Origin of the sequence: Pseudomonas sp. B1-22, assembly GCF_050474425.1 — a bacterium.
Taxonomy (GTDB): domain Bacteria; phylum Pseudomonadota; class Gammaproteobacteria; order Pseudomonadales; family Pseudomonadaceae; genus Pseudomonas.
This window is the reverse complement of record NZ_JBCHVH010000003.1, coordinates 100772-126611: the sequence shown is the minus strand read 5'-3', so window position 1 is coordinate 126611 and position 25840 is coordinate 100772. Positions and strand designations below refer to the sequence as shown.

General features: G+C 65.3%; 19 protein-coding genes. 3 read left to right on the top strand and 16 right to left on the bottom strand.

Annotated elements, in window-relative coordinates; translation table 11 throughout:
- Positions 1 to 14: 14 nt before the first annotated feature.
- From ACQ5BL_RS12615 to ACQ5BL_RS12550, 14 genes are all read right to left on the bottom strand, one after another.
- On the bottom strand, positions 15 to 1373 hold the full coding sequence (locus tag ACQ5BL_RS12615; RefSeq protein WP_430293155.1) for an OprD family porin: 1359 nt from the start codon (positions 1371 to 1373) through the stop codon (positions 15 to 17).
- Between the two features lie 830 nt (positions 1374 to 2203).
- A complete protein-coding gene (locus tag ACQ5BL_RS12610) occupies positions 2204 to 3325 on the bottom strand; it encodes a polysaccharide biosynthesis/export family protein (protein WP_430293154.1) in 1122 nt (373 codons plus the stop codon).
- A 42-nt stretch (positions 3326 to 3367) separates the two neighbouring features.
- Positions 3368 to 4768: an undecaprenyl-phosphate glucose phosphotransferase gene (locus ACQ5BL_RS12605; RefSeq protein ID WP_207886694.1), complete on the bottom strand. Its 1401-nt coding sequence runs from the start codon at positions 4766 to 4768 to the stop codon at positions 3368 to 3370.
- A gap of 38 nt (positions 4769 to 4806) precedes the next feature.
- Complete coding sequence (gene rfbA, locus ACQ5BL_RS12600) at positions 4807 to 5682, bottom strand: glucose-1-phosphate thymidylyltransferase RfbA (RefSeq protein WP_430293153.1); 876 nt, start codon at positions 5680 to 5682, stop codon at positions 4807 to 4809.
- A 37-nt stretch (positions 5683 to 5719) separates the two neighbouring features.
- Positions 5720 to 6811 (bottom strand): glycosyltransferase family 4 protein, encoded by a 1092-nt coding sequence (locus ACQ5BL_RS12595; protein ID WP_430293152.1) that lies wholly within the window; start codon positions 6809 to 6811, stop codon positions 5720 to 5722.
- A gap of 31 nt (positions 6812 to 6842) precedes the next feature.
- Entirely contained in the window at positions 6843 to 9473 is a 2631-nt protein-coding gene (locus ACQ5BL_RS12590; protein WP_430293151.1) for a GH39 family glycosyl hydrolase, read from the bottom strand.
- Entirely contained in the window at positions 9442 to 10677 is a 1236-nt protein-coding gene (locus ACQ5BL_RS12585) for a glycosyltransferase family 4 protein (RefSeq protein WP_430293150.1), read from the bottom strand. Before ACQ5BL_RS12585 ends, ACQ5BL_RS12590 begins: the two co-directional genes overlap by 32 nt.
- Positions 10674 to 11672 carry a glycosyltransferase gene (locus ACQ5BL_RS12580; RefSeq protein WP_430293149.1) on the bottom strand — a complete coding sequence of 333 codons (999 nt, stop codon included), beginning with the start codon at positions 11670 to 11672 and terminating at the stop codon, positions 10674 to 10676. Before ACQ5BL_RS12580 ends, ACQ5BL_RS12585 begins: the two co-directional genes overlap by 4 nt.
- Before the next feature lie 22 nt (positions 11673 to 11694).
- Positions 11695 to 12213, bottom strand: a complete 519-nt coding sequence (gene rfaH / locus ACQ5BL_RS12575; RefSeq protein WP_207886700.1) for a transcription/translation regulatory transformer protein RfaH — start codon at positions 12211 to 12213, stop codon at positions 11695 to 11697.
- A gap of 164 nt (positions 12214 to 12377) precedes the next feature.
- Positions 12378 to 14591 carry a polysaccharide biosynthesis tyrosine autokinase gene (locus ACQ5BL_RS12570; RefSeq protein ID WP_430293148.1) on the bottom strand — a complete coding sequence of 738 codons (2214 nt, stop codon included), beginning with the start codon at positions 14589 to 14591 and terminating at the stop codon, positions 12378 to 12380.
- 31 nt (positions 14592 to 14622) lie between these two features.
- Positions 14623 to 15552 (bottom strand): glycosyltransferase family 2 protein, encoded by a 930-nt coding sequence (locus ACQ5BL_RS12565; RefSeq protein WP_207886702.1) that lies wholly within the window; start codon positions 15550 to 15552, stop codon positions 14623 to 14625.
- Between the two features lie 2 nt (positions 15553 to 15554).
- The gene (locus tag ACQ5BL_RS12560; RefSeq protein WP_430293147.1) at positions 15555 to 17075 is read right to left on the bottom strand and encodes a lipopolysaccharide biosynthesis protein; all 1521 of its coding nucleotides are present in this window, start codon (positions 17073 to 17075) and stop codon (positions 15555 to 15557) included.
- Between the two features lie 10 nt (positions 17076 to 17085).
- A complete protein-coding gene (locus ACQ5BL_RS12555; RefSeq protein ID WP_243803969.1) occupies positions 17086 to 18180 on the bottom strand; it encodes a DegT/DnrJ/EryC1/StrS family aminotransferase in 1095 nt (364 codons plus the stop codon).
- Between the two features lie 52 nt (positions 18181 to 18232).
- Positions 18233 to 19645 carry a hypothetical protein gene (locus ACQ5BL_RS12550; protein WP_243803967.1) on the bottom strand — a complete coding sequence of 471 codons (1413 nt, stop codon included), beginning with the start codon at positions 19643 to 19645 and terminating at the stop codon, positions 18233 to 18235.
- 237 nt (positions 19646 to 19882) lie between these two features.
- On the opposite strand from ACQ5BL_RS12550, the gene ACQ5BL_RS12545 reads away from it, so the two are divergent.
- The gene (locus tag ACQ5BL_RS12545) at positions 19883 to 20080 is read left to right on the top strand and encodes a hypothetical protein (RefSeq protein WP_243803965.1); all 198 of its coding nucleotides are present in this window, start codon (positions 19883 to 19885) and stop codon (positions 20078 to 20080) included.
- A 608-nt stretch (positions 20081 to 20688) separates the two neighbouring features.
- Here the strand turns inward: ACQ5BL_RS12545 and ACQ5BL_RS12540 are convergent.
- Together ACQ5BL_RS12540 and desA are read right to left on the bottom strand one after the other, a co-directional pair.
- Positions 20689 to 21660 (bottom strand): GGDEF domain-containing protein, encoded by a 972-nt coding sequence (locus ACQ5BL_RS12540; RefSeq protein WP_243803964.1) that lies wholly within the window; start codon positions 21658 to 21660, stop codon positions 20689 to 20691.
- Between the two features lie 136 nt (positions 21661 to 21796).
- Positions 21797 to 22978, bottom strand: a complete 1182-nt coding sequence (desA, locus tag ACQ5BL_RS12535; protein ID WP_207886707.1) for a delta-9 fatty acid desaturase DesA — start codon at positions 22976 to 22978, stop codon at positions 21797 to 21799.
- Positions 22979 to 23143: 165 nt separating this feature from the next.
- Between desA and ACQ5BL_RS12530 the strand changes: the two genes are divergently transcribed.
- On the top strand, positions 23144 to 25417 hold the full coding sequence (locus ACQ5BL_RS12530) for a sensor domain-containing protein (RefSeq protein ID WP_243803962.1): 2274 nt from the start codon (positions 23144 to 23146) through the stop codon (positions 25415 to 25417).
- 140 nt (positions 25418 to 25557) lie between these two features.
- Positions 25558 to 25740 (top strand): sulfur starvation response protein OscA, encoded by a 183-nt coding sequence (gene oscA / locus ACQ5BL_RS12525; RefSeq protein WP_152227217.1) that lies wholly within the window; start codon positions 25558 to 25560, stop codon positions 25738 to 25740.
- The last annotated feature ends 100 nt before the right edge of the window (positions 25741 to 25840 follow it).

Below are 25840 nucleotides of genomic sequence, written 5' to 3'. Positions count from 1 at the left end.
AAAAGCCGCGGGGCTTAGAGCAGCGGGATGGTGTAGCTGACGATCAGGCGGTTCTCGTCCTGGTCACGCTGGGTCGCGGTGCCCTTGCCGCTGACCGGCAGGCCGCTGCGCAGGGCAGCGTTCTTCCAGGTGAAGCCCAGGCCCTTCAGGGTGCCGTCCGGGATCACGTAGGCCAGGGAAACGTCGCGCTCCCATTCGCTCTTGTCGCCGTACTTGGTGTCAATGTTGTCGCCGTGCAGGTACAGGGTCTGGAAGGTCAGGCCCGGCAGGCCGGCCTGGGCGAAATCGTAGCCATAGCGGACCTGCCAGGTGCTCTCGCCGGCGCGCAGGAACTTGCCGATCTGCACATCGGTGATCAGGTAGGCGGTGGCGCCGTCGCCGTTGTTGATGAACGGGAAGTCGCTGTCGCCGCTGAGTTGCTGGTAGCCGGCGCCGAAGCTGTGGCCGCTCAGGGTATAGGTGAACAGGCCGCTCCAGGCGCGGTTGTCGACTTCGCCCTTGGTCACGCCGTTGCCGTAGTAGCCGGTGGTGTAGAAGTTCTTGTCGTGGCCGTTCTTGCCGTCGTCGCTGCTGTTGAAGTAACGCAGGTCGGATTTCAGCACGCCCGGACCGATCGCCCAGTTGTGCTGCAGGCCCAGGAAGTGCTGCTTGTAGAAGTCTTCCAGGTTGCCGTAGTAGTACTGCAGCGTCAGGTCCTTGGTCAGCTTGTAGTCGGCGCCGCCGTAGTAGAACTTGTTGACGAACTCACCGGTGCGGGCGTTGTTGGCACCGGCGATGGACAGCCCTTCGTTGTTGCTGGAGCTGCGGCCCTTCATGTGTTCCAGCTGGCCGCCGATCAGGGTCAGGTCCTTGAACTCGTTGGAGGTGACCTGGCCGCCATCGAAGGTCTGCGGCAGCAGTCGGCCGTCGTTGTAGGTCACCACCGGCAGCTTCGGCAGCAAGGTGCCGTAGCGCAGCTCGGTAGCGGACACCTTCACCTTTCCGGTGGCGCCCAGGTGGGAGAAATCATCCACCGCGCGGCCATCGCTGTCGGTGGGGAAGACAGTCCCGGAAAAGTTCGAGCTGGTTGGGTTGTAATGTGTGCCCTTGCCGCTGTCGAGACGAACCCCCAGCAGACCCAGCGCATCGACGCCGACGCCGACGGTGCCTTCGGTATAGCCGGAGGTGTAGTTGAGCAGGAAGCCCTGGCCCCACTCTTCCTGCTTGCTCGGCGCGGCGGTGCCGTTGCGGTTGTCGGTATTGATGTAGAAGTTGCGCAGGGTGAGGCTGGCCTTGCTGTCCTCGACGAACCCGCCGGCGAAGGCCGACTGGGCCAGGCCCGCGGCAGCGATGGCGAGCGCCAGGCTCGATTGCGTGAGAGTGCGGCTTTTCATTGGAATTTCCCCATTTATTGATCTTGGAAAACAGGCCATTCAGCGCGACAGCTGACTCCCCCGGAGCCCAACCGAACGGCAAGCAGAGGCCACGGCGCGTACGTGCGGACACGCGCGGCAACGGTTATTCAGTGGTGAAGCAACGCTCCCCTAGGCAGGGGTGATGCGCAGGCAAGCAGGCGGGAAGGCAATAGCTGAAAGGGAGGGCATGGTCTGTTCTCGTGTCTTGTTGTCGTGGCGATGCACTGGGCATGCGTCACTGGCTAGGCAATCCCCAGGCCAACCGGCCTTGCCTGCCAAATCCCCCGTCAAATCTGACGTTCAGACTTGCCAGCGGATATTTTCCTCCAGACCACTAAGCGGGAAACCGCCACGAACATCGCCCATCCTGGCGAAAAACCGCCACCCCAACCGCATTTGCCAGTCGTCCTCGCGACAGCGCAGGGGCAACGATAAAAGAAGCTCTATAAATCAAAAAAGAATTAATTATTACTATGTAATTTCTATATGGAATATAGAGTAGCACGCCGCACCCTTGCGGGACTGCTCCTCTGACGAGGTACCCCCACTGGCTGAAGGGACTGGTTGAAGGTTTCCAGGGACGGAAAAAAAAGAAACCCGCCCGTGCTGCAACACGGGCGGGTTATGGGCATTGCTAGGGGATGCCCAAGAAAATGCAGAAACACAGTGCTGAGTTCTGCTTGTCCGAAAGAGCGTGCACAACCCTGTGCAAGCCGGCGGATGGTCGCCAGCCGGGCACCCGGCCGTCCATGTGGCCAGTCCGACTGCAACGTGCGAATTTTCCCTTCGGGCGAAACGTCCGCCTCTGGTTACTTGTGGCCGACGGTGGCGCTGGTGCCGATGAAGGATGCCGATGGCAGCAGCTGGCTGATGAAGCGGTTCCACCGGGTGATGTTGGCCGGGCCGATGAACACCACGTCCTGGGGCTGCATGGCGAAGTCACGGGCCAGGGCGAAGGCCGTGGGTTTCTTCGCTTCCAGGTGGAAGACCTGTGCCGTGAGGGCATTTTGACCGCCATTGGCGCCCGGCTGCAGGTCGCCGGCGCGGATCACGTAGACGGCATCGGCGTCGGAGGTTTCCTGGCTGAGACCGCCCGCGTTGCCCAGCACTTCCAGCAGGCTCAGGCCGGTGGTGCGGTAGGTCACCACGGTCGGCTGGTGCACCTCGCCGACGATGTAGACTTTCTTGCGGTCGTTGTACGGCAGGTGGATCTGGTCGCCGTTCTTCAGGTAGACGCCGCTCAGGCTGGAGCCGCTGCGGTTGAGCGCGTCGACGTCGATCAGGTATTCACGCCCGTCGCGCTTGAGGGTCAACCCCGAGAGGTCCGCCTCGCCGGCCACCACGCCGGCCTTGCTCACCGCCTGCACCAGCGTCGTCGGCGTGTTGTTCAGTTCCACCTGCCCACCGTTCTGGAAGGCCCCGGACATCACGATGTGCTGGCTGGCATAGCGCAGCACGGTCACGTCCACCTGCGGGTCGACGATGCCCTTCTTCGCCAGCCGGCTGGCCAGTTGTCCCCGCAGTTGCGTCGGCGTCTTGCCCGCCGCCGCCACGGTGCCGGCGTAGGGGAAGAACATATTGCCGTCGGCGCCGACCACGCGGCCGTTGGCTTCCATCTGCTGCGTCGAGCCGGGGCTGGTCAGTTCCGGGTGATCCCAGACGGTGACCAGCAGCACGTCCCCTGCGCCGATCACGTACTCGCCCTGCTGCGGCCGGTAGCTGAGCAGTTCCGCCGGCAACTGCTGATTGGCACGGGCCATGTCCTGGCTTTGCAGCACCTGCGGGGTGATGGGGACGAGGGTGATGCGCATGCCCTGGTCCCGTGCCTCTTTCTCGATATCGGAGTCCGTCATGTGCTGACCGGGGGAAAATACACAGCCTTGTAGCGTCAGACTGCCGACAACAAGACCGATCACGAACAGAGTTTTCATGGTGATCATTCCTTGAAGCAGGGTGTTGATAGGGGGACTGCCTCAGAACGCGTTGCGGTTGACGAAGCCCTTGAAGAGGGTCAACCCAACGATCTTCAGGTCCCACCAGACGGACCAGTTCTCGATGTAGTCCAAGTCGAACTCGATGCGTTTCTGCATCTTCTCCAGGGTGTCGGTTTCCCCACGCCAGCCGTTGACCTGGGCCCAGCCGGTGATTCCCGGCTTGACCTTGTGCCTGAGCATGTAGTGGTTGACCTGACGGCGGTACTGCTCGTTGTGGGCGACCGCATGGGGCCGCGGCCCCACCACCGACATTTCGCCGCGCAGCACATTGATGAACTGCGGCAGCTCATCCAGCGAGGTGCGTCGCAGGAACGCGCCCAGCCGGGTGACGCGGCAGTCGTTGCGCGAGGCCTGGATCACCTGCGCGCCATCTTCCATGACGGTCATGCTGCGGAACTTCCACACGCGGATCGGCCGGCCATCCATCCCGTATCGGGTCTGGCGGAACAGCACCGGGCCGCGCGAGGTCAGCTTGACCGCCACGGCGATCAGCAGCATCGGCACCGACACCAGCAGCAGGATCAGCGAGGCGAGGACCACGTCCTCGATGCGCTTGAGCACCGCGTTGGGCCCGTCCATGGGGGTGTCGAAGATGCTGATGGTTTCCAGGCCGTTGATGCTCTCGCTGCGTGCATGCAGCAGGTCGAACATGAACAGGTCGGGAATCAGGTAGACCGACACCGTGGTGTCGGAGAGTTCGCGAATCAGTTCGTTGAGCAGCGGCTCGCGGGACAGCGGCAGGGTCAGGTAGACCTTGTCGATCTGCCCGCTGCGCGCCGCCTCGATCAGCGCCAGGCGCCCGCCCTTTACCGGCACCCGCTCCTCCAGCGCCATCTGCTGCGGGCGATCGTCGTAGAAACCGACCAGGCGCAGGCCCATCCACGGCGCTTCGAGGATGGTCGAGGCCAGGTGCGCGCCGACTTCCCCGGTGCCGTAGATAGCCACGTTGCGGCTGTTGAAGCCATGCCGGCGCGCCAGGCGCAGGAGCATGCGCAGCAGCAGGCGGTAGGTGCACATCACCAGCAGCGCGGTGGCGAACCAGGCCAAGCGGCGCGCATCGATGACGATGCCGTGGCGCAGCGCCGCGTCCAGCAGCAGCACGGCGAAGAAGGTCAATGACCAGTAGCTGGTGACCAGCAGCGACTCGCGCAACATCGACTCGCCCCGCCAGGAGCCATAGAGCCGGTTGAGCTCGCCCAGCCAGTGGAACAGCATCACGCACAGCAGGACCGACACCCAGACGCGGGCGTCCGGCATACCGCTGCCGTCGCTCAGGAGAATCGCCCCGGACAGGACGATGACCAGCAGATCGAGCAGACGGTGAGCCAGCGCCAGGAGGGACTGGTTGGCCCGCAGTATTCCCTTGGAATGAATGGACATGGAAAACCTCACGGCGCCCGGATGGGCGGCGAGCAGGCTCAGGGCCGGGCATCGCGCAGCAGTTGCTGCAGGTAGCGGCCATAGCAGGTCTTGCCCAGACGCTCGGCCTGCAGGGCCAGGCCCTCGGTGGACAGCCAGCCCTGCTGGAAGGCGATTTCCTCCAGGCAGGCGACCTTCAGCCCCTGCCGCGCCTCGATGGTCTGGACGAAGTGGCCGGCCTCCATCAGCGATTCGTGGGTGCCGGTGTCCAGCCAGGCGAAGCCGCGCCCGAGCAGGCTCACGCGCAATTCGCCGAGTTCGAGGTAGAGGTTGTTGATGTCGGTGATCTCCAGTTCGCCCCGCGCCGAGGGGCGGATCTGCCGGGCCATCTCCACCACCCGGTTGTCGTAGAAATACAGCCCCGTCACCGCGTAGTTGGAGCGCGGCACCCGTGGTTTTTCCTCGATGGAGAGCACGTTGCCGGCGGCGTCGAATTCCACCACGCCGAAGCGTCCGGGATCGGCCACCTGGTAGCCGAAGACGGTGGCGCCGCGCTCGCGCGAGGCGGCCTCGCGCAGGGTCGCGGTGAAGCTCTGGCCGTAGAAGATGTTGTCGCCCAGCACCAGGCAAACCGAGTCGTCGCCGATGAACTCCTCGCCGATCAGGAAGGCCTGTGCCAGGCCGTCCGGCGAAGGCTGCACCGCATAGCGCAGGTGCAGGCCGAACTGCTCGCCGCTGCCGAGCAGTGCGCAGAAGTTGGGCAGGTCGGTAGGGGTGCAGATCAGCAGGATCTCGTCGATACCGGCGAGCATCAGTACCGACAGTGGGTAGTACACCATCGGCTTGTCGTAGATCGGCAGCAGTTGCTTGGACACCCCGAGGGTGATGGGGTGCAGGCGGGTGCCGGAGCCTCCGGCGAGAATGATGCCTTTCATGGGAATTGCCTTCGTGGGGCGGCAGCCGGAAACCGGGCTACTCGAGCGGTCTGAAGCGCGGCAGATAGTCCGCGCGTTCGGCTAGAAAGGAGTCGATGAGGGTGGAAAGACGCAGGGCGGAAAGGTCCCAGGAGAAGCGCAGGACGTTCTCCAGCCCGGCGTGGCGCAGGCTGGCGCGCAACTTTGCGTCCCTCAGCACGTGGCGCATCGCCGCGGCCAGGGCCTGGGTATCGGTGGGGTCGAAGTACAGCGCCGAGGTGCCCAGCGCTTCGGGGATCGACGCACTGCGCGCGGCGATCACCGGGCAGCCGCAGGCCTGTGCTTCCAGCGGCGGTATGCCGAAGCCTTCGTACAGCGAGGGGAAGACGAAGGCCGACGCCCCCCGGTACTCGTCGATCAACTGGCGGTCTTCGATTCGCCCCAGCCAGCGCACACGCTCGCTCTGCCCGCTGGACTGCAACCGGTTCTCGGCGAAGCTGCGACCGGCGGAGCCGACGATGTGCAGGTCGACGTCCAGGTCATGCAGCAGGTCGAACGCCTCGATCATCCGCGCGAAGTTCTTGTGCGCCGCCGGCGAGGACACCGCCAGCAAATAGGGCCGCCCGCCCATGGCCACGGGACCTGGGCAGAACGCGGAGGACACCGCGTTGGCGATCACATGGATGCGCTCGCGGGGGAAGTGGTAGTACGAGGCGATCTCCTCGCGGGAGAACTCGCTGACGCTCACCAGCGCCAGCACCCGCCGCAGCATCAGCGGGGTCAGCGTCCGGTACAGCGCGCGAAAGCGCCAGGCATAGCTCTCCGGGTGCCGCACGTAGGCAATGTCGTGGTGCGTCGCCAGTTGCGGGCCGTAGGCCAGCGGCGCGGTGTTGCCCAGCGACACCAGCAGCGGCCGCCCATTGCGCAACAGCCACAGCGGCAGGTCGACCTGCTCCCACAGGTGCCCATGGTTGCGCCCGATGCGCTCGACATGCAGGCGCCGGGCAACCTCCTCCCGCGGCAACGGACCGGGCGGCGCGACGAAGCGCACGTCGCCGCGCAGGCGCGCCAGCGACAGCGAAATCTGCTCGGCGAAGCGCTGTACGCCGCTGATTTCCTGGGACAGGAAGCGCGCATTGATAACGATCATGGAAGCCCTCTCGCGCGTCGTCGCGCTGCACTCAGCGCAGCGACAACTGGTAGCCCGGAGCGCTGCGCAGCAGCGTCGGTGCGTTATCGATAAGGATCTCGGCCTGGCAGGGACCGCCGCTTTCGGGGCAGATCCAGGGGACCTTCCGGCCCTGGCGGTCGCTCACGCCGTCGAAGTCCCGCAGGCGCCAGAGGGTGTCGGAATGGCCCGGCTGGCTGGTGACCTTCAGGGTCTGCTCGCGGCCCAGGGTCCAGGCCACCAGCACTTCGTCGCCGGCCTTGGCGAAGCGCATCAGGTAGACGTTCGGGTCGGCATTGGGCACCCGGCCAAGGAAGCGGTAGTGGCCGATGATCCCGGCCACGCTGGCCATCGCGTGGTAGGCCGGCTTGGGCCGGCCATCGGCGGTGAGCAGGCCGAAGTTGTGCTCCATTTCGCGGCGGTCGATGCCGTCGTCCACCAGGTCGTACCACCAGGAGCCCTTCACGTTGGGCACGCTGCGCACCAGCACGTAGGCACGTGCGAGATAGGCAGCCTGGCGTTCAAGGCTGAGCCCGCACCCCCCTTCGTTGGAGGGCCAGCTGAACTCGGTGAAGTACAACGGCACCGGCTTGCCGGCACTGCGCTCGAACTGCTGATTGACCCCCTGGAACCACGCCAGCCAGTTCTCCGGGGTCGCCAGTGCGCCCTCGCAATACACCGAGGGGTGCAGCGACAGACCGTCCACCAGGTCCAGCAACCCACCGGCGAGCAGACGGTCGGCGAAGCCCTCGCGGATACCCCGCAGGGTCACCGCGCCGGCGATGATCCGAGCCTGCGGGTCCTCCTCGCGGATCGCTTGGGCGGTAGCGCGGATCAGGGTCAGGTAATCGTCGCTGAAGCGCTTGTCGGTGGGGTTTTCCACATCCCATTCGTTCCAGATTTCGTAGATCGCCACCTGTCCCTTGAAGTTGCGCACCACGTAGCGCACGTAGCGCAGGTAGGCGGCGCGGGAAGCTTCGTCGCGCGGCTTGCCATTGCCGTGGAACTGGTTCTCCACACCCAGGATCAGCAGGGTGCTGATGCCCAGGCTGCGGGTGCTGCGCAGTTGCGTGCGCCAGGTGTCGTAGATGGACAGCACGTTGGGCTCGCGCTCGACGCTGGACCAGAAGGCATCGTCGCGGAAGGACAGGATGCCGGCCTGCTGCGCCAGGCGGTTGATGGCCTCGCGGTTGCCCGGACGCATGTTCTGGTGCGTGCTGGCGCCGACGATGAACTCCGGCGCAACCGGCTCGGCCACCGGCGTTGGCGTCTCATTGGCCAGCGCACGGGGCACCGGCCCTGCCCCGGCGAACAACAGCAGCCCGCCCAGCAGCAGGCTCATCAGTCCGCCCTTGCCCTGCAGACGCCAGGCCTGGGGCGCCGGCGGCGTGGCCAGCTCTTGCGGTGAGCGCACTGCCCGGCCGATGGCCAGGCCGAGGAACAGGCTCGGCACTTGCGCCTCCAGCACGTCGCTGGTCCAGCCCATCAGCAGGATGCAGTAGGTGATGCCCAGCAGCGCGCGCGCCTCGCGCCCCGGCTGGAGTTGCAGGCGCATCAGCAGCGGAATCGCCAGGGCGTAGAGCCCGACGCCGGCAACACCGAACAGCAGCCAGAGATAGAGCAGCGTGTTGTCCGATACCGCCAGCTGGTCGATGCCGAACACCGGGAACTGCGCGAAGGCGCTGCCGGTCATGCCCAGCCCGGCGCCGGTGAAGGCCCAGTCGTTGACCATCATCACCCTGATCACCCCCGGCCAGGTGTTGACCAGGCGATCCACCATCGAGCCGAGCAGGTTTTCGCTGCTGGAGCTGGCCAGGTACGGCTCGACATCGCCGAACAGGCCGTAGAGCGGCAGCGCCAGCGCGCCGAATACCACCATCAGCACGGCCAGCAGGAACAGCAAGCGGTGGTGGGCAAGGTTCATCACCAGCAGGACGATGACGAAGGCAACGGCGGAGGTCTTGTTGGTGGTCAGGACTATCCCCACCAGCGCGACCAGGTAGATCACCCAGCGCAGCAGCATCGACAGACGGAACGAGCCCAGGTACAGGCTGAAGATCGCCAGCATGATCGCCAGCGCCGAAGACATCCGCGAAAAGCCGGCGATGCGGTCCAGGCCGTAGGCACTCCAGGCGCGGTTGGCGCTGATCTGTACGCCGCCCATGGCGTAGGTGTAACCCTTCCACGGCACGTGGCCGGTCATGTCCAGCGCGATACCCCCCAGCGAGGCGACGAGGCAGAAGAAGATCGTCCAGCCCAGCACCTTGCGGTGCATCTCGAGGTAGGGACCGCAGAGCAGGCCGAACAGCAGCGGCGCATAGATGAAGATGCTGAAGGCCCCGGCCTGCGCGGACGCGCCATGCAGCAGGCCGAGCATCAGGGAGGCCGCCGCCAGTATCAGCAGCAGCCACAGGCCCCGATGCTGCGGACGGGTGAACAGCTCCCAGGCCACCGCGACCACACAGCCCGCCTTCGGCACGTAGATCAGCGCCGACAGCCCGACCTGATCGCTGTAGAAGCGCAGGGCCCCGTTGAAGGTCTCCACCAGCAGCACCGAAATCACCACCGCCAGCGCCAGCAGCGAGCGGTCGAAGGTGATCCCGGCCGTGGGCTCAAAGCGCGGATACGGCGATTGCAGATCCATGGCGAACTCCACGGCTGAGCAGGGTGTGCTGCAGGACGGTTTCGTACTCATCGAGCATCCTCTCGATGCTGAGCATCGATGCGACGCTCTCCCGCGCGCGGGAGGCCAGGCGCTGGCGCAGCGGCGCATTCTCGGCAAGACGGCGGATCGCCTCGCCCAGCGAGTCGGGGCGTTCCGGCGAGCAGTGCAGGCCGTTGAGCCCGTCGCGGACGATCTCGACCAGGCCGCCACGGGTCGAAACGATCACCGGCAGGTGCTGGGCGCAGGCCTCCAGCGCCACCAGGCCGAAGGATTCCGGCCCGATACTGGGCACCACGGCCACGTCGATTTCAGAGAAGAAAGCGGAGGAATTGCGATAGCCGACGAAGTGCACGTGCTGGGGGTCGGCGACGGATTTCAGCATGTTCACGTAGGTCGCCTCACCGCGTCCGGCAATCAGCAGCGAGGCGTCCAGGGACTGCTTCTGGAACTGTTCGATCAACCACTCCACGCCCTTGTTCGGGGTCAGCGAGCCGATGAAGCCGAAGCGCAGCGGACGACGCTCCGGCAGCGGAGCCGGCGTCTCCTGCCAGGGGGCGAACGGCGCGCAGTTGTAGACGACGTAGCGCTGGCTGTAGGCGAAGTAGCCCGCATCGACCAGGGCCGCCAGCTGGTAGCGGCTGACGCCGACCACCGTGTCGACCTGCGCCGACGCCTGCGCATGGGAGCGCCGCAGCAGCGCGCAGGAGGTGCATTGCTGCTGGCACTGCCGGCCATTGTGGAAACGCATCCCGCGCGGGCAGGTGAGGTACTGGTCGTGCAGGACCTGCACGATGGGCACCCCGGCCGCGCGGACCGCGTCCCAGGCGGCAATCGACCAGCCCGCCAGGTTGTGGCACACCACGAGGTCCGGCTCGCTCTGCGCCAGCACCTGCGCCAGCACATCGCGCATGCCCCGGTTGTAGCGGTCCAGCGCATGCCAGGCGAGCCGCCGCAACGTGCCGGGACGCTGGCCGCCGTACGGCCAGTAGAGGTTGCGCAGGCCGGCGCGCAGCACCGGCACGCCATTGTGCGATTCGCTGTGCAGGCCGGCGTCAGGCCCCGTGCTCAGGACCTGCACCGCATGACCGCGCCGTTGCAGGCCCTCGACCATGGACTGCACTATCACCTCCGCGCCGCCGACGATGTGCGGGGCATAGAGGGTGTTGAGGAACAGCAGCTTCATAGCGGATAGCTCTGGCTCATGCCCAGCGTGCCGGACTCGCCGTCACGAATGGCGCGCAACAGCAGTTGCAAGCGACCTTCGCGGCCGTGCCGGTGGGCGAAGAAGTGCAGCAGGCGCAGGAACAGCCAGCGGTTGAAGCGGTACATCAGGGGCGACGTGATCCACAGGTTCTTGTCGAACCAGGCCTGGTTGCGCGCGGCGTAGTAGGCGCGCAGGTCGGAGCTGCCGAGCAGGTAGGTTTCGTAGATGTTGGAGGTGCGCTGCTTGAGGTTCCAGGAGCGCTCCAGGTCATCCAGACCGGCGCCGGGCACCAGGTAGAGATGGCCGCCGCCGGCGCTGATGCGGAAGGTGTACTCGGTGTCGTCGGCATACAGCACCAGCTCGCGACGCGGCAGGCCGATGCGCTCGATCAGCCGACGGTGCGCCAGCAGGCCGCCGTAGTAGGCGAACGGCAGCTCCAGCAGCGGCTCCATGGGGCGCGGATGGGGCTTGCCCCAGGGCGTGCGGCGCCAGAGTTTGTAGGGCAGCTGGCGCACATGGAAACCGAAATAGCTGGAGCGCGGCGGCGTGAGGAAGCACTTCGGCACGCCGGCGGCCACGTCCGCCTGGTGCTCCGCGCGAAAGCCCAGCACCGCGGTCTGGTCCGCCCCATGGCATTGCACGCAATCGAGCAGGCGCTGCTTGAGCAAAGGGAAGGCTCCCGGCATCGGCGCGTTGTCGTCGTCCATCAGCCAGATGTAGTCGCAGCGGGTCTTCAGCGCCGCGGCGATGCCCACGCAATAGCCATTGGCCGAGCCGGTGTTGCTGCTGAGCTCGATCACCTGGACACGATTGGGCCAGAGCTTGAACAGGTGGTCCAGCTCGGCCACCGAGGCATTGCTGACGACGATGGCACGGGCGATGTCGGGCTCGCGAAAGGCCCTTGCCAGCAGCTCCTCCAGGTACTTCAGGCGATCGCCATAGGTCAGCGTCACCAGGACAGTCGATCCACTCATGATGGTGAGTCTCCCTCGTCGATCACCGGGCACTCAGGCCCGCCATCTTTGCCCCGGAGACCGCCGAGAGCTGGTTCAGGGGGACGCGCACGCGCTGTTCGCGCTGCAGCAGGTTGAGCAGTATCAGCGCCCGCTCGGCGCCGTCGTCGCAGAGGAAGATCGCCTCCACCTCGCAGTCGCCGGCGCAGTGCAGGTGCACCACCTGGCCCTGCTCGAAACGCCTGGCCGGGCGCTCGGGCATCTCCCGCGAACGTCGGCGGATGTCTTCCACCAGCTCGTCGGCCACCGGCAGCGGTTGCGGGCCGAAGCTGACGATGCGCGCCACGCCACGGGTGGAGCGGATCGGGAACCAGTTGTCGTGCTGCTGATCCAGGTTGATGAACAGGTAGCCGGGGAACAGCGGTTGCGGCCGCGGGCCCTGCCCGACCACCGGCCGATAGCAGGTGAAGCCCTGGCGGGTCAGGTTTTCCTCGGCGCGCAGCTCCTGGTGCGGTTTGGTCTGGATCAGGTACCAGCGGTGAAGGGGGTCGGCGTGACTCATGATGCGTATGCCTCGGCGCCCGGGCGGGCGATGAGTGAGGACGGGGCCGGGCGTTCCAGGGAACGGCACCCCGAGGTGAGTGGAAGTTGCCTGGCGGTTCGCACCCTGGCCCGTCATGAGCGGCGGGCCGGGCAGGAAGACGCCAGAGGTTGGTGAGTGGGGTTTCACTCGCGGTTGTCGTAGCGGTAGGCGTAGGCACCGTAGTCGTAGGCAGCGGTCGAGGCCTTGCGCATGACGCCATTGAGGATCGCGCCCTGCAGCTGGATACCGTTCTGGCCGAGGCGGCGGCGAGCGGTGTCGATCTCGCTGGCCGGGCTCTGGCCGAAGCGGGTCACCAGCAGGTTGATGCCGCACAGCCGGCCGACCAGCGAGGCGTCGGTCACCGCCAGCACCGGCGGGGTGTCGATGATGACCAGGTCGTACATCGCCGAAGCGTCGCGCAGCAGCTGGGCGAAGTTTTCGTTCATCAGCAGCTCCGATGGATTCGGCGCGGCAAAACCGCAGGAGATGAAGTCCAGGTCCGGCACCTCGGTCGCCAGGATCACCTCGCTCAACGGGCGACCGGAGCTCAGCGCATCGGACAGGCCATGCCGCGGGATCAGCCCGAAGACCCGGTGCAGGTAGCCCTTGCGCATGTCGGCGTCGACCAGCAGGGTGCGCAGGCCGGACTGGGCGATGATCGCCGCCAGGTTGCAGGAGACGAACGACTTGCCGGCGCCGGGCGCGGGGCTGGTAAGCATCACCACGTTGTTGCGCGCTTCCAGCAGGGCGAAATGCAGGTTGGTGCGCAGGCTGCGCAACGCCTCGTTGGCCAGGTCGCCCGGATTGGCGGCGGCCAGCAGCTTGGGCGCATGGGCGGTGATATCGCCCTTGCGCTCCCGCTCCAGGCGCTCCTGCTGACGCGAGTACGGCACCGCCGCGAGCACCGGCAGGCCAAGCTGCTCGATCGCCTCGGGATTCTCCACGCCCCGATAGAAGGCCTGGCGCAGGAACAGGATGCCCATGGCGACGCAGAAGCCGACCAGGGTGGAGAGCAACACGATGATCTTGCGCATCGGCTTGGCCGGCTTCTCGACGTCGGCCTGGGCGGTGTCGATCACCCGGACGTTGCCGATGGTGCCGGCGCGCAGGATGTCCTGTTCCTGAGCCTTGTCCAGCACGTTGGTATAGGTCTGCTGGGTGACGCGCATGTCACGGGAGAGACGCAACAGTTCCTGCTGGGTGGACGGCAGGGCCTGGATGCGTCCCTGCAAGGCGACCTTGCGTGCCTCCAGGCTGCTCACCTGCTTGAGCAGCGCCTGGTAGGTCGGATGGCTGGGCGCGTAGAGGCGGTCGTACTCGGCGCGCTTGAGCTTGAGGTCGGAGAGCTGGTTGTCGATGCCCACCACCTGGTCCAGTACGCCACGGGTCTCGACCGTGATGTCGGCGGACTTGGCGCTGGTCTGGTAGGCGTTGTAGGCGGCTTCGGCGCGTTCCAGTTCCATGCGCACCGCCGGCAGCTGCGAGCGCAGGAACTGCAGGCGCTGGGAGGCTTCGGCGGAACTGCGCTCGACGTTCTGCAGCACGTAGAGATGGGCGATCTTGTCGAGGATGAGGTCGGCCTGCCCCGCGTTGGGGTCCTCCAGGGTCATGTAGATGATCCCGGAATCCTTGCCGGCCTCGACCACCTTGAGCAGCTTCTGATAGGCCAGGGTGGCGGTCAGCAGACGGTCACGGGTGAGGATGAATTCGGTGCCCGGGTGCGCCACGAGCTCGTCCACCTCAATGGTGAAGCCCTTGTCGATCACGGTCTTGTTCACCTCGCCGCGCAGCAGCTGTTCGCCGTCGGCATTGAGCAGGACGTAGGCGCCGCCGTTCTCGGCAACCAGGGTCAGCGGCTCGCCGAGATACTCTTCGGGCACTTCCAGCTGGTACACCTTGATCTGCTCGCCCCCCCAGGCGAAGGCGCCCATGCCGAACAGAGGCGGTGCCAGCGGTTGCTCCGGAGTCGGCTTGAAATGCCGCGCCAGGAAGTCCCCCACCAGCGGCATATGCCGGGGCTTGGCGGTGATGTAGAGCTTGAGCATCTCCACGGCCTTGCCGAGCACCGCGCGGGACTTCAGCAGCTCGATCTCGGTGGAGGCAAGGGAGACCGAGTCGGGACGGTTGATCACCTCCGGCGTGCCATTGAGGCCGTTCTTCTTCTGCTCGACCTGGATCATCGCGCCCGACACGTAGATCGGCGTGGCGAGCAGCGCATAGATCAGGCCCAGGGTGGCGAACAGCCCGGTGACGACGATGATCATTCGCTTGTGGTCGAAGAGCAGGCGCAGCAGACCCGCCACGTCGATACGAGTGTCCTGGACGTTCTCCAGGGACGAGTGGGGCATGATACTCATGGACATCCATCCTCCAGTGAGATGACGCGGCTCAGCGTGCGTGGATCGGGTTCAGTCGCTTGAGCAGGTTCAGGCCGTGGTTGCCGATCAGCAGCAGGAACGCCTCGATCTTGCGTGGCACGGGAATCGCGGCCATCGACAGGCGGCAGACCTGGACCAGGAAGTACTCGTGGAGCGCCTGGTCGCCAATGCGCTGGTAGTAGCGCGACAGGCAGTAGTAGGTGTGCAGCGCCATCCGCTGCTGCACCTGTTCGGCCTGCATGGAGAAGATTCCGCCCTCGTGCTGGCGGTAAGCCGCAGGGCCGATCTGTCCGAGGAACTTGCCCTTGCCATAGGCGCCCAGCAACGACCACCAGCACAGGTCACCCATGCGGATGCTGCGCAGCTCCTCGGGCATTTCGCCCAGGACATTGCGGAAGCAGGCGGTCAGGGTCGAAATGGCCCGCGCCTGTTGCAGCTCCCGGCGGCTGGCGTCGCGGCGGTTGCGGCCGGTGAGTTGCGGCGACTTGACCACCCCGCTCTCGTCGAAGACGTAGGCGTCGTGATAGGTGATCACGTAGTCGGCGTTGCGTTCGAGGAAGTCGACCTGGATCTGCAGCTTGTGCGGGTCGGTCCAGAAGTCGTCGCCCTCGCAGTAGGCGATGTAGCGGCCGCGCGCCTTGCGGAAGACCAGGATGCCCTGGGACACACCCTTGGAGTACTGGTTCTCCTTGTGGAAGATCGGCTTGATGATGTGCGGGTAACGCGCGGCGTAATCGGCGATCACCTCGGTGGTGCCATCGGTGGAGGCGTCGTCGTTGACCAGCACCTCGAAACGGAAGTCGGTGATCTGCTCAAGGAAACTGTCCAGCGTACGGCCGATGTAATCCACCTGGTTGTAGGCCAGGCAAACGATGCTCAACAGGGGTTCGGGCGCTGCCGGCCAGTTGGAGAGAATCTGCAGCTCGGAACGGATGCCCATCTCTAGACACTCGGTTTCTGGAACGGTTTGAACAGACGCAGCAGCGCGGCAGCGCAGCCCACGCCCACCAGGCCCTGGGTGATCGCTCCGCAGGCGGCCAGCGCCAGCAGCAGGGACAGGCGCTCGCCGGAACGGGCCAGCAGGGCGTAGACGGGCTCGCTGAGCAGCAACCCGACGCCGCTCAGTGCGGCGATCGACAGCGTGTCGCGCAGCCAGGGCCAGTGCAGCTCATTGCCGAAGCGACGGTGCACGAGCGGCGGCAGGATCAGGAAGGACGCCACGCGCAGGCCGAACCAGCACAGCGCCACGCCTTGCACGCCGTACAGGTAGGCGGTGGCCACCACCAGCGGAATGCTCACCAGCGCGGACGCCACGGTGTACCAGACATGCAGCTGCAGCTGGCCATGGGCGTACTGCAGGTAGAACTGGAAACTGCCCACCGCCATCAGGCCGGCGCCGAGCACATACCAGACCAGTACCGGCTGGCACCAGCTGGCGGCCACGGCATCGCCGCTCCAGGCCAGCACCAGGTCATGACCATGAGCGGCGATCACCGCGACCATCGGTAGCAGCAGCACACAGACGAATCGGTTCGCCTTCAGATAGAGCTGCTGCATGTCTTCGTGGCGCCCCTCGGCGACCAGCATGGTCATGCGCGGCAGCAGCGACTGCGCCAGCGGATTGACCAGACTGAGGATGCCGCCGCTGATCAGCGCCACCAGGGAGAAATAGCCGTAGTCCCGCAACGGCATCAGGCTCGACAGCAAGACCTTGTCGAGCTGGGTCAGGACGATCCACAGGCCGGAGGTGAAGCTCATGCCCAGGGCGAAGGGAATCACCGGCCGCAGCGTATCCCAGCAGAAACGCGTGAACAGCCGCACTTCCATCCACAGGTAGGCCTTGCTGCCGAGCATCAGGGTCTCGAGCAGCGACACCGCCACCTGGAACTGGAAGAACACCAGCGGGTCCTGGCTGACCCGGGCCACCAGCAGCAGGCCGCCGAAGTAGCGCAGGGTGGTGATGAAGATGTTGATCCCGTTGATCCAGCCGTGCAGCTCCAGCCCCTGCAGCGCACTGCGGTACAGGGTGCCGTACAGGCGCAGGGCGACCAGCAGGCCCATCAGGCTGATGCACTGCGCCACCAGCATCGGGCTCAGTACATGGACGTTCAGCCAGCGTCCGGCGATCCACGGGCTGCCGGAATACACCGCCAGCGAGCTGAGCAGGGTCAGCGGCAGCAGGATCAGCTCGAAGGAGCGCAGCAGGCTGGCCTGGCCATAGGTTTCGCCCTGGGCGCCACGGACATGCGCCACCTGCCGCACCAGGGCCGGCGACAGGCCGACGTCCAGCAACAGCAGCCAGGACTGCAGCACCGCGAAGAAACCGATCAGGCCATAGGCTTCGGCGCCCAGGTGGCCCAGGTAGAACGGCTGGATCAGGATGCCGATGACGATCGCATAGGCCTGCCCCGCGTAGTTCAGCAGGGTATTGCGGATCATCGACAGCGAGCGTTTGGCCGGCATGACCGCTTCCTCACACCGCCACGGCGACCCGGCCGGCTTCCATCTGCAGCACCTCGATCACCGCGTGCTGCACGTCCTGCGGCAGCCCCGGGTATATCGGCAGGCAGAGGATGCGCTGGCTCAATTCGCGCGAGATGGCTTGCGGTTGCTGTGGCGCGAGGTAGTCCAGGGTGTCCAGCGAGGGGTAGAAGTAACGCCGCGGATTGACCCCGATGGCATTCAATCCGCTGCGCACGCGCAGCAGCTGTGCCTCGTTGCGCAGCCCGATCGGGTAGTAGCTGTTGTTCTGTCGGCCGCCGGGCTGGAGGCTCTGCAGGTCGTAGTAGTCGCCCAGGGCGGCGTTGTAGCGGGCGGCGATTTCCTCGCGCTGGGAAAGGATGCTGTCGATGTCGTCGAGCAGGCACAACCCCATGGCGGCGGAGAACTCGTTCATCTTGGCGTTGATCCCGGGGCCCACGATCTTGTCCACCCCGGCGATGCCGAAGTTGCACAGCAGGCGGATCTGCTTGGCCATCTCGTCATCGGCGGTGACGATGGCGCCGCCCTCGATGGTGTGGAACAGCTTGGTGGCGTGGAAGCTCAGGGTGCTCAGGTCGCCCCAGGCCAGCACCGAGCGGTCGCGGTAGCGCGAGCCGAAGGCATGGGCGCCGTCGTAGATCACCTTCAGGCGATTGCGCTGGGCCACCGCCTGGATCTCGTCCACCGCGCAGGGGTTGCCGAACACATGGGTGGCGACGATGGCTGTGGTGTCCGGCGCCAGGCTTGTCTCGATCAGTTGCGGATCGAGGTTCCAGGTCTTCGCGTCGATATCGGCGAAGCGAGGCCGGATGTGTTCCCACTCCAGGGTGCTGCTGGTGGCGACGAAGCTGAACGGCGTGGTCACCGCGCTCCCGGTCACGCCCAGCGCGCGGTAGGCCACTTGCAGGGCGATGGTGCCGTTGCAGGTGACGATCACATTGCGCACGCCCAGGAAGTCCTGCAGGCGTTCTTCCAGCTCTATGGAGAAGGGACCGTGGTTGGTCAGCCAGCCGGTGGCATAGATCTGCTCCACGTAGCGCTTGAACTTGTCCAGATCCCCCAGATACGTCTTGGTCACATTGATCACAGTCGCATCCCTCTGATGGATGAAAGTGCGTTGCGGGCCGCTGGCGCGCCAATCAGCCCAGCGCGGAGAGCGCGAAGGGCGCGCCGTCGAGCGGGGCGTCCAGGGCCGGCTCGGGCGCCTGCTGGGTGCGGCCGGCCAGGTGTTCCTGCAGGGCTTCGATGACCCGTCCGCTGGCGTCGTGGTGGAACTGCCAGACGCCGTAGATGCGGCTGTCGAAGGAGCGCTCGCTGCCCAGCATCGGGTTGGCCGCCAGTCCCGAGCCAAGGCCGAAGCTGTACAGCCCCGGGATCGGCTGGCCGTCGCAATCGCGCAGACAGCCGGCGGCGTCGGAGTCCAGCCCGCCCTTGCTCTCGCGCACCTGCAACGGCTCGCCGTTGGCGTGGCGCATCGCCGGCAGGCACGGCTGGTAGCCGATGGCCTGGATCATCACGCCCGGCTCGCTGCAGCAGCGTTCCAGGCGCTCGCGGTTGGCCGGCGAACGGTCCTCCATCCGCAACAGCTCGACCTTCACCCGGGTGCCGCTGACATGGCCGTTGGCGAGCACGTCGGTCCCCACCTGATGGGCGCGGTAGCGCAGCCCGCCGGAGCGGTTGACCCGGCCGGACACCGGGCACACGTCCATGCCCTCGTCCACCTTGTAGCCGGCGGCCAGCGCTTCCTCGACGCTCTCGAAGAACAGGCGGATCGGCGCGCGGTGCATCAGGGTCAGCCGTTCGAGGCCCAGGCAATCGAGGGCGCAGGCCAGGTTGTCGAGTACCGAGAAGGCGCTGTGGGAACCGCCGACCACGGTGAAATGGCTGTCCGGGGTCACGCGGTCGCCAAACAGCTCCACCAGTTCGGCGGGACTCAGACTGAGCAAGGCGTCGGAGGAATAAACGATGGGACCGTCGTGGGCCAAGTGCAGGTCCTGCTCGGCCAGACTCCAGTGCAGGTACTCGCGGGTCTGCCGGCCACCGAGATTGAGCACCAGTCCACCCGCCTCCACCTGCCAGGAACAGGAACCACTGCGCAGGGCCAGTTGGAAGCTGCCGTCGCCGTGGGCGGTGATCTTTTCGATACGGGTACCCAGTGCGACCTCGACGCCGAGGTGCTGGGTGACATAGCGCATGAACAATGTCGAGGCGTGCGCCAGCAACTCGCCCACTTGCGTGAGCATCGGCGCGCCGTGGGGATCGTTCTGCAGGGCGCGGAAGGCCGGCGAATGTTCCAGCGGAGCGAAGATCGGCAGCAGCGCCGGATCGCGCAGGCAGTCGAGGAACACGTCGCCCACCGAGTTGGCGGTGATGTGGTAATCCCCCAGCCGGCCGCGGCCAACCGCCAGCGCGGCATCCACAACCAGCAGGCCGGAACGCGCCAGGCTCGCCAGCGCCCCGGTCTTGTAGGCATTGAACAGAAACCCCATGCCTGCCGGGCCGGCACCACCGACCACACAGGCGTAGCTGGAACGAAAGGATTGATCGGTCATCAGCCTGACTCCCTAGCGAGCTCGGGGCGCGCGGGCCGCGCGGCTCTCGTCGTGATACCGGCACCACCGGCCGGCAAGCGGCGCGCATTCGCGCCGGAACTCCGTCACACACTGCGAGCACTGCGCGGGGACGGGGTGCATGAACGGCAAGTCGCCGCGGGCGAGTGCCGGAGAAAGCACTTCGGAAGCTGGCCGAAGTTGCACTTTCTGCGATAACGGAAATAGCGATTGGTGCTTATGAAGTTGCGCTGGAAGTTCATCCGCAACAAAAAGTCGCATAATGAGATGAATACGATTGGCGATATGTCCGAAGGTCGTATAAAACTTCAGTCGGGACTTATTATCACGCGCGAAACTCTCTTTTCTGGCACACCTGCCGGAGGCGCATATCTGCGCAACTGCGCTGGACTTCCCGCGTACATCGGCAGCCGTTGAAGGCGCATCTGCCGCTTCGCTTGTTTCGGTCATCTACAGTGGCTCCGCTAACGGAGATCGCTGCGTAACCGGGCTTTTGGCAAAATTCGAAGACAAAGCTACCGCCCGAGTTCGAATGACCCGATTCCGTCAACGATTCATCGACTGCTTATCCCTGTAGTGGCCGTTATTTTTCAGCGGGCAAAGCTACCGCCCCTCGGCCGATTCCGAAAATCTGGAAAACGACAGCAAAAAAGCCTCGCTTCCGTTGCGTTGAGCGCGACGGAAGTGCTCGTGCTGAGGACAGGAGGTGGTGGAAAGACAGGGGGGAAGGATCAACTCTTCCCTGACACGACGCTCGTGAGACAACTCCCCTGGTGTCTCATCCAGACACCATTCGATATTGCTATGGGATTAGTAATAGTGGGGGGGGTGGAGGTATGTCAATCAACGATGTACCGAACCGCCAATAATCCGACAAAAGGCAAATTGAACTTCATAACTCATTGATTGTTAAGCCGCCAATTAAATGGCATTCCGGGATGAATGGAACGCCTTATTCTCCACGGTGTAACAATGGTATTAGTCGAAAAGTATTACTTTTGCCACCTGACGTAAACGGCAGTGTTTCATCCCTGAACTATGCGGTCCTTGCCGGTGCGCTTGGCCTCATACAAGGCCGCATCCGCGCGGCTGTATAGCGCCGACAGGTTCTGGTCGTCCGGCTGCAGCAGGGTCAGCCCCTGGCTGATGGTCACGCTGAAGTACTGCTCACCCTCGTTGAAGCGCAAGCGCTGAACTTCCCGTTGCAGGCGCTCGCCGATCTGCCGCGCCATTGTTTCGTTGCAGCCGGGCAACAGCACCGCGAACTCCTCGCCACCGATACGGCCGAACAGGTCGCCCCGGCGCAATGCGCCCGCCCCGCTCTGGGCAATGCGTTGCAGCACCACATCGCCCACCTGGTGGCCGTAGGCGTCGTTGATCTTCTTGAAGTCGTCGACATCCAGCAGCAGGAAGGCCAGCGACGTGGAGGTCGCCTTGCAGTCGCGGAAGGCCTGCTCGGCACTGTCGAAGAAGTAGCGGCGGTTGCTGCTCTGGGTCAGCACATCGGTGGTGGCCAGGCGGTGCAGCTCGGTCTCCATGTGCTTCTTGTCGGTGATGTCCTCGGCGACCCCGACGATCATCTGCGGCAGGCCGGCGTCGCCGTGCTGGCTGAGGTAGCACTTGTCGCTCAGCCAGCGCACCTCACCGTCGGCACGCAGGATGCGGTACTCGCGCTGTTCGATGACGCCGCGTTCGAACACTTCCTGCAGGCTGCTCTGGGCGTAGTCCAGGTCATCGGGATAGATGCAGTTTTGCCATTCGCTGTAGTCCGCCAGCAGCAATGCCGCGGAGCGGCCGAAGATGCGCTCGTAGGCTGGGCTGACGTAGACCATGCGCTGCGCCTGCCAGTCCAAGGCCCAGAGGACCGAGTTGATGCTGGCCAGCAGCGCGCTGAAGAGCTGCTCGCGTTCCTTGAGCCGCTGCACCTCGGCGCGGCTGTGCAGCAACGCCAGCAGCGCTTCGTCCTGATCCACAGGCATCTTGTTCTGTTCATCCATGGTTTGGCGCCTCCCGCTCATCGACCGGGGCTATGACCGCAAACTACGCCAAGCGGTTGCAAAGTAAACAAAAAGCCCGCCGAACGGCGGGCTTTCTTGCGACAGACTTCACATCGTCCTAGGACGACGCTGTCAGCTACACGGCGGGGCGCAGCGAGTAGGTCTTGAGCTGCTCGGCGAATTCCTTCAGCGACTGGATGCCGCTGGCTTCCGCCTCCTGCACCCACTGCTTGATCGCCGCCAGCATGTCGTGGCCGTTGGCGCTGGTCTTCACCCAGATCTGCTGCAGCGCCAGGCGCTTCTCGTAGATCACCTGCAGGGACTGGCTCTGCGCGAGCAGATCCTGGATGCGCGCGTGGTGGCGCTCTTCCAGCAGGCTGGTCTCCCGCGACAGCAGGCGCTTGGCGCGGCGGAACAGGTGGCGCACCGATGCGTCGGCCTTGGCCAGTTCCTGTTTCACCAGCGGGCCGATCACCAGCTTGCGGTACTGGGCCATGATCTGGAAGCGGTTGTTGAGGATGGCCATGGCGGTGTCCATGTCCAGGCTGCCCTTGCCTTCCACCCGGTGGGCGATGGGCGCTACGCGGGCCACCTTGGCCAGGCGGAGGAAACTGAACAGCTTGATCCAGGCCCAGCCCAGGTCGAACTCCCACTTCTTCACCGACAGCTTGGCCGAGTTCGGGTAGGTGTGGTGGTTGTTGTGCAGCTCTTCGCCACCGATCAGGATGCCCCAGGGCACCAGGTTGGTGGCGGCGTCGCGGCACTCGAAGTTGCGGTAGCCGATGGCATGGCCCAGGCCATTGATCACGCCGGCGGCCCATACCGGAATCCACGCCATCTGCACCGCCCAGACGGTCAGTCCGAGAGCGCCGAACAGGGCCACATCGATCAGAACCATCAGCACGATGCCGCCCAGCGGGTAGCGGCTGTAGACCTTGCGCTCCAGCCAGTCGTCCGGGCAGTTCTTGCCGTAGATGCGCAGGGTGTCCTCGTTCTTCGCTTCTTCGCGATAGAGCTCCGCGCCGCGCCGCAGGACGGTGCCCAGGCCCTTGTACACCGGGCTGTGCGGATCGTCGGCGGTTTCGCACTTGGCGTGGTGCTTGCGGTGGATGGCGGTCCACTCGCGGGTGTTCATGCCCGTGGTCATCCACAGCCAGAAACGGAAGAAATGTTGCAGCGCGGGGTGCAGTTCGAGGGCGCGGTGCGCGGAATAGCGATGCAAATAAACGGTGACACTGACGATGGTGATATGCGTCAGGACCAGGGTGACCGCCACCAGTTGCCATGGCGACAGGTCAAGGAAACCGTTGTACCACATGGTCGATAATGAACCTCGGAAGTGGTGAAAGAGCGACCTTGCCGGACAAGGCCAGCTCGCATTATCACCAAGCGGGTCCGGAAAACCATCCGGTCTTTTAGATAAGAACGACCGCCTGCGGGCATCCTTTATACTGCGTAGCCAATACCTTCACCTCGCCACCGCATGAACCCTCGACTTAGCGCCCTCCGCATCAGCCTGCTGTACCTGGTGCTCGCCGCCCTCTGGATGCTGCTGGGTGACCATTGGTTACAAATGGTCTTCCCCGAGCCGGTCCAGCTGCTGCGTTGGATGACCGTCAAGAAGTTCGTGTTCCTGGGTATCAGCGCCCTGCTTCTGTTCCTGCTGCTGCAGCGGCACTTCCACCGCCAGCACGCTACCGTCAATGCCCTGGCCAACCGCGAGGAACGCCTGAGCCGCGCACTGAGCGTGGTCGAGGATGGCGTCTGGGACTGGGACCTGCGCACCCACCGCGTCTATTACTCGCCGGGCTACGCCAACCTGATCGGCCTCCCCTGCGAGCACCTGAGCGACGACTTCCTGCTCTGGGAGAACCGCCTGCACCCCGAGGACCGCGACACCATTCTCGCCGCCTGCCAGAGCCACATCGACGGTCTCGGCGACCAGCTCGACTGCGTCTACCGCATCCTCCACAGCGACGGCGGCTACCGCTGGGTCCACGCCCGCGGGCACGTCGAGCGCAGCGCCAGCGGCGAAGCCCTGCGCATGACCGGCGTCAGCCGCGACGTCACGCGCCAACGCAGCAACGAGGACCACCTGCGCCAGGCCGCGGCGGTGTTCGAGGCGACCCAGGAAGGCCTGCTGGTCACCGACAGCCGCGGCATCATCGTGCACACCAATCCCTCGTTCTCGCGCATCACCGGCTATGCGGCGGAAGACGTGCTCGGCGGTCAGCCGTCGCTCCTCAAGTCCGGCCGCCAGGACGCCGCCTTCTACCAGCGCATGTGGGAAGCCCTGCTGCGCGACGGTGTGTGGAGCGGCGAGATCTGGAACCGCCGCAAGAGCGGCGAGGTGTACCCGCAGTGGCAGCACATCCGCGCGGTGCGCAACGACCAGGGCCAGCTGACCCATTATGTGGCGGTGTTTTCCGACCTCAGCAGCCTCAAGCGCTCGCAGCACGAACTGGACTTCCTCGCCCACCACGATCCGCTCACCGGCTTGCCCAACCGCCTGCTGCTGCGCGAGCGCATCGAGCAGGCCATCGCCCGCGCCGAACGCGAACAGGGCGGAGGCGCCCTGCTGGTGATCGACCTCGATCACTTCAAGCACATCAACGACAGCCTTGGGCACAGCACCGGCGACCGGCTGATCAAGGCCATCGCCGAACGCCTGCAGGCCGTCCTCGACGAACGCTGCTCCCTGGCGCGCCTGGGCGGCGACGAGTTCGCGGTGGTTCTCGAAAGCCCGCAGCAACAGCACGCCAGTAGCCTCGCCCAGCGCCTTCTGGAGGCGATGCACGCGCCCTTCGAGGTCGACGGACAGACCATTTACATGTCCGTCAGCCTGGGCGTGAGCCTGTTCCCCGAGGACGCGCGCAACGTCGACCACCTGATGCAGCACGCCGACGCCGCGCTGTTCCAGGCCAAGGCCAGCGGCCGCAACCTGTATGCCTTCTACACCCCGGAGCTGACCGCCCGCGCGCGTTCCCATGTGCAGGTCGAAGCGGCGCTGCGCCACGCGCTGGACCACGACGAACTGCGCATCTACTTCCAGCCGGTACACGACCTCGCCAGTGGGCGCATGGTCGGCGTCGAGTCGCTGGTGCGCTGGCAGCACCCGCAGCGCGGCCTGGTGCCGCCCAGCGAGTTCATCCCCGTGGCGGAGGAATCCGGGCTGATCACCGCCCTCGATGCCTGGATGCTCGACCAGGCCTGTCGCCAGATGCGCGCCTGGCTCGATGCCGGCATCACCCTGGACTTCATCGCGGTGAACGTTTCCAGCCGCCTGTTCAGCCGTGGCGGGCTGGAAGAGCGCGTCGCCCTGGCGCTGCAGCAGAGCGGCCTGGAGCCCCATCACCTGGAACTGGAGGTCACCGAGAGCGCGGTGATGCAGAACTTCGACCAGGGGCTGGAGCTGCTCTGCCAGCTGCGCCTGCTCGGCGTGCACCTGTCCATCGACGACTTCGGTACCGGCTACTCCTCGCTGATGCGCCTGAAACGCATGCCGGTGCACAAGCTGAAGATCGACCAGGGCTTCGTCGCCGGCCTGCCCGATGACGCCGAGGATGCCGCCATCGCCTGCGCGGTGATCGCTCTGGGCCAGAGCATGGGTCTGCAGGTGGTCGCCGAAGGCATCGAACGCCCCGACCAGGCCGCCTTCCTCCTCACCCACGCCTGCGACTTCGGCCAGGGCTACTGGTACGACAAGCCGCAACCCGCGCAGGCCCTGCTGGCGAAGCTGCCGCGCCAGAGCGGCTAACCGCTCTAAAAACTTTCTGATATATAAAAATTCTTAAACAGTATTTTTAAGAATATCCAGCTCCTGCCTATGATGCGCCCACACCGCACGAACGGCGCCCGGAAGCGACCTCGCGGTCAACCCACTAGGAGCAGATACCCATGAGCGCAACCCTCCGTAGCCTGGACGGTCAGGAAGAAGCCAACATCCTGCGCGAAGTGCAGAGCGCCTTGCGTGGCCTGCGTTTCGGCGCCGTCGAGATCACCGTGCACAACGGCCAGGTGGTGCAGATCGAGCGCAAGGAAAAATTCCGCCTGCAGCAGAGCCCCGGCAAGCAAGCCTGAGCCTGAGCCTGAACCGCACCTCATAACAAGTGCATGACTGGACAACCGGAGCGTCGCCATGACCGCCCTGCCCCACCGGTACTGCAGCAGCCAGCCGCGA

What these genes read in the sequence shown, in the direction of transcription:
- ACQ5BL_RS12595 (WP_430293152.1), bottom strand. Translation starts at nt 6,811, where the DNA reads ATGATCGTTATCAATGCGCGCTTCCTGTCCCAGGAAATCAGCGGCGTA.
- ACQ5BL_RS12540 (WP_243803964.1), bottom strand. Translation starts at nt 21,660, where the DNA reads ATGGATGAACAGAACAAGATGCCTGTGGATCAGGACGAAGCGCTGCTG.
- ACQ5BL_RS12560 (WP_430293147.1), bottom strand. Translation starts at nt 17,075, where the DNA reads ATGCCGGCCAAACGCTCGCTGTCGATGATCCGCAATACCCTGCTGAAC.
- rfaH (WP_207886700.1), bottom strand. Translation starts at nt 12,213, where the DNA reads ATGAGTCACGCCGACCCCCTTCACCGCTGGTACCTGATCCAGACCAAA.
- rfbA (WP_430293153.1), bottom strand. Translation starts at nt 5,682, where the DNA reads ATGAAAGGCATCATTCTCGCCGGAGGCTCCGGCACCCGCCTGCACCCC.
- ACQ5BL_RS12570 (WP_430293148.1), bottom strand. Translation starts at nt 14,591, where the DNA reads ATGAGTATCATGCCCCACTCGTCCCTGGAGAACGTCCAGGACACTCGT.
- ACQ5BL_RS12615 (WP_430293155.1), bottom strand. Translation starts at nt 1,373, where the DNA reads ATGAAAAGCCGCACTCTCACGCAATCGAGCCTGGCGCTCGCCATCGCT.
- ACQ5BL_RS12545 (WP_243803965.1), top strand. Translation starts at nt 19,883, where the DNA reads ATGAAGTTGCGCTGGAAGTTCATCCGCAACAAAAAGTCGCATAATGAG.
- ACQ5BL_RS12590 (WP_430293151.1), bottom strand. Translation starts at nt 9,473, where the DNA reads ATGGATCTGCAATCGCCGTATCCGCGCTTTGAGCCCACGGCCGGGATC.
- desA (WP_207886707.1), bottom strand. Translation starts at nt 22,978, where the DNA reads ATGTGGTACAACGGTTTCCTTGACCTGTCGCCATGGCAACTGGTGGCG.
- ACQ5BL_RS12565 (WP_207886702.1), bottom strand. Translation starts at nt 15,552, where the DNA reads ATGGGCATCCGTTCCGAGCTGCAGATTCTCTCCAACTGGCCGGCAGCG.
- ACQ5BL_RS12610 (WP_430293154.1), bottom strand. Translation starts at nt 3,325, where the DNA reads ATGAAAACTCTGTTCGTGATCGGTCTTGTTGTCGGCAGTCTGACGCTA.
- oscA (WP_152227217.1), top strand. Translation starts at nt 25,558, where the DNA reads ATGAGCGCAACCCTCCGTAGCCTGGACGGTCAGGAAGAAGCCAACATC.
- ACQ5BL_RS12580 (WP_430293149.1), bottom strand. Translation starts at nt 11,672, where the DNA reads ATGAGTGGATCGACTGTCCTGGTGACGCTGACCTATGGCGATCGCCTG.
- ACQ5BL_RS12530 (WP_243803962.1), top strand. Translation starts at nt 23,144, where the DNA reads ATGAACCCTCGACTTAGCGCCCTCCGCATCAGCCTGCTGTACCTGGTG.
- ACQ5BL_RS12585 (WP_430293150.1), bottom strand. Translation starts at nt 10,677, where the DNA reads ATGAAGCTGCTGTTCCTCAACACCCTCTATGCCCCGCACATCGTCGGC.
- ACQ5BL_RS12605 (WP_207886694.1), bottom strand. Translation starts at nt 4,768, where the DNA reads ATGTCCATTCATTCCAAGGGAATACTGCGGGCCAACCAGTCCCTCCTG.
- ACQ5BL_RS12550 (WP_243803967.1), bottom strand. Translation starts at nt 19,645, where the DNA reads ATGACCGATCAATCCTTTCGTTCCAGCTACGCCTGTGTGGTCGGTGGT.